The sequence below is a fragment of the Limnohabitans sp. genome (genome assembly GCF_046052765.1).
In the GTDB taxonomy this organism is placed as follows: Bacteria; Pseudomonadota; Gammaproteobacteria; order Burkholderiales; family Burkholderiaceae_C; genus Limnohabitans.
On sequence record NZ_JAVLFQ010000087.1, the window covers coordinates 1 to 3,077 of the forward strand.

Annotated in this window: 2 protein-coding genes; one reads left to right on the forward strand and one right to left on the reverse strand. The window is 54.5% G+C overall.

The annotated features are described in order from the left end of the window. Positions 1-1,835, reverse strand: a 1,835-nt coding sequence (metG, locus tag AC9UG7_RS12300) for a methionine--tRNA ligase (protein WP_509588248.1), incomplete at its 3' end; no start/stop codon positions are given. Between the two features lie 178 nt (positions 1,836-2,013). Between metG and apbC the strand changes: the two genes are divergently transcribed. After that, positions 2,014-3,077, forward strand: a 1,064-nt coding sequence (gene apbC / locus AC9UG7_RS12305) for an iron-sulfur cluster carrier protein ApbC (protein WP_509588250.1), incomplete at its 3' end; no start/stop codon positions are given.

Sequence of the window (3,077 nt, forward strand, 5' to 3'; positions counted from 1 at the left end):
GATTTTCCGGAGGAAAATTCGGGCTCTGACCCCAATTCCGCAGGCTCTGACCCCAATTCCGCTGGCTCTGACCCCAATTTCCCTGATCCAAATTCCGCCGACCCCAATTTATCGGTTACTTCGAACAAAGCGCCCAACATTTTCTCGTCCACACGTTGCATCAAATGCGCATAGCTCCCGATGACATGACCCGCGCCCAAGGGCTTGGCCGCATGGCTGAATGTCAGGGGCTCAATCTTCAGAAAACTTTCCACTTGCGCTGCCAATTGCGGCAGCACCGGTTTGAGCATGGTGCTTAGCAAGCGGAAAGCTTCTATGCAGGTGGTACACACATCTTGCAAGCGAGCTTCCATGTCTGCTTGCTTGGCCAACTCCCAAGGCTTGTTGGCGTCCACATATGCATTCACTCGGTCAGCCAATGCCATGGTGTCGCGCAAAGCCTTGGCGTAATCGCGTTCGTCAAACAAGTCTGCAATCGCTGTCAATGCATTTTGCAGCTGTGCCAACAACGCCTGCCCGTCATCGCTGACAGAACCCAACTTGCCCTCAAACCGTTTGGCAATAAAACCCGCCGCACGAGAAGCAATATTGATGTACTTGCCCACCAAGTCACTGTTGACCCGCGCCATGAAATCATCTGCGTTGAAATCGATGTCTTCGTTGCGCCCGTTGAGTTTGGCGGCCAAGTAATAGCGCAGCCACTCGGGGTTCATGCCGAGCTTGAGGTATTTCAACGGGTCGAGTCCCGTGCCCCGACTCTTGCTCATCTTCTCGCCATTGTTCACGGTCAAAAAACCGTGCACAAACACTTTGTCAGGCGTTTTATGGCCACTGAACTTCAATATGGCTGGCCAAAACAACGTGTGAAAGGTGACGATATCTTTACCGATGAAATGGTATTGCTCGGTGTCTTCTGCGGCCATGTATGCTTCAAAACTGCGGGTGTCCCCATGCTTGGCTTTGGGGCCGCCTTTGTCGAACCAGTTTTTCAATGAAGCCAAATAGCCAATCGGCGCATCCAGCCACACATAAAAATACTTGCCTGGCGCATCGGGTATTTCAATGCCGAAATAAGGCGCGTCGCGGCTGATATCCCAGTCGCCTAAACCCTCGCTGGTTGAACCGTCAGGGTTGCTTCGAACGCTGAACCATTCCTTCACTTTGTTTGCCACTTCGGACTGCAGGTGCTTGCCGTTTTGCGTCCAGTCCTGCAAAAACGCCACGCAACGCGGGTCAGAGAGTTTGAAGAAAAAATGTTCGGCGTGTTTCAGCACCGGGGTGGCACCGCTCAAACTGGAGTAAGGGTTTTTCAAATCGGTGGGTGCATACACCGCGCCGCAGTTTTCGCAGTTGTCGCCGAACTGGTCTTTCGCACCGCATTTCGGGCATTCACCTTTGATGAATCGATCCGGTAAAAACATGTTTTTCTCAGGGTCGAAAAACTGCTCTATCGTTTTGCGCTCGATCAGCGTGCCGCCTTGCTCCATCGACAAATCGCGCAGGTCGCGGTAAATCTGTTGCGCCAGTGCATGGTTTTCCGGCGCATCGGTGGAATGCCAGTTGTCAAAGCTGATGTGAAACCCGTCTAGGTATTGCTGCCGCCCTGCCGCAATATCGCTGACGAACTGTTGCGGCGTTTTACCCGACTTTTCGGCGGCAATCATGATGGGTGCGCCGTGCGTGTCATCGGCGCAAACGAAATTGACCGCATGCCCTTGCATGCGCTGAAAGCGCACCCAGATGTCCGCCTGTATGTATTCCATCATGTGGCCGATGTGGAAATTGCCGTTGGCATAAGGTAAGGCGGTGGTGACAAACAGGTGTCGCTGGCTCATGGGTAGGTATAGCTAGGTGAGGGAAACCGCGATTTTATGCGGCGCGCAGCGAGTCGCTCGTTCGACTGTCCTGTGCACAGACCTGTGTTGCCATAGCGGTCATGATCACTGCCCGTTTCAACTGACGGCGTGCTTGGCTAGACTAGACGCTTTTCGCATTGAATAAGCTGGAGCAGTTATGGCCGTGACCGAACAAGACATTACCCTCGCCTTGCAAACCCTGGTGGACCCGCTGACAGGTCAGGATTTTGTGGCGGCCAAAGCCATCAAAAACATCCGCATCCAAGACGGTGCTGTCACTTTTGATCTGGTGCTGGGCTATCCCGCCAAAAGTTTGTGGTCTTCGTTTCAGCAACAACTGGAGCATGTGGTGTCGCAAATTGCGGGTGTCAACTCGGTGAAGGTGAGTGTCAGCAGTCAAGTAGTAGCGCATGCAGCACAGCCTGGCGTGGCGTTGTTGCCCCAAGTGAAAAACATCATCGCAGTGGCGTCGGGCAAAGGCGGCGTAGGTAAATCCACCACCGCCGCAAACTTGGCGCTGGCGCTGGCCGCTGAAGGTGCCAGTGTGGGCTTATTGGATGCGGACATTTACGGCCCCAGCCAGCCGATGATGATGGGTTTGTCAGGCCGCCCCGAGAGCACCGATGGCAAAACCATGCAACCGCTGGAGGCCCACGGTGTGCAAGTCATATCCATTGGTTTTTTGGTGGCACAAGACCAAGCCATGGTATGGCGCGGACCCATGGCAACACAGGCCTTAGAGCAGTTGCTGCGCCAGACCAACTGGCGTGCGCTCGACTACTTGATTGTGGACATGCCGCCTGGCACTGGCGATATCCAATTGACGCTGAGCCAGCGTGTGCCGCTGACCGGCGCGGTCATCGTCACCACTCCGCAAGACATTGCATTGATTGATGCGATGAAAGGCATACGCATGTTCCAAAAAGTCGGCGTGCCGATTCTCGGCATAGTGGAAAACATGGCTGTGCATGTGTGCAGCCAGTGCGGCCATGCCGAACATATTTTTGGCGTCGAGGGCGGAAAAAAAATGGCTCAGGCCGAAGGCATGGCTTACTTGGGTGCGCTGCCACTCAGCATGGCCATACGTGTGCAAGCCGACAGCGGCTTGCCCAGTGTGGTGGCAGACCCCGATGGCGAAGTCGCAGGCATCTACAAATCGGTGGCGCGTCAACTCGCCGTGAAAGTGGCGGCCAAAGCTAAAGATTTTTCGTCCAAATTCCC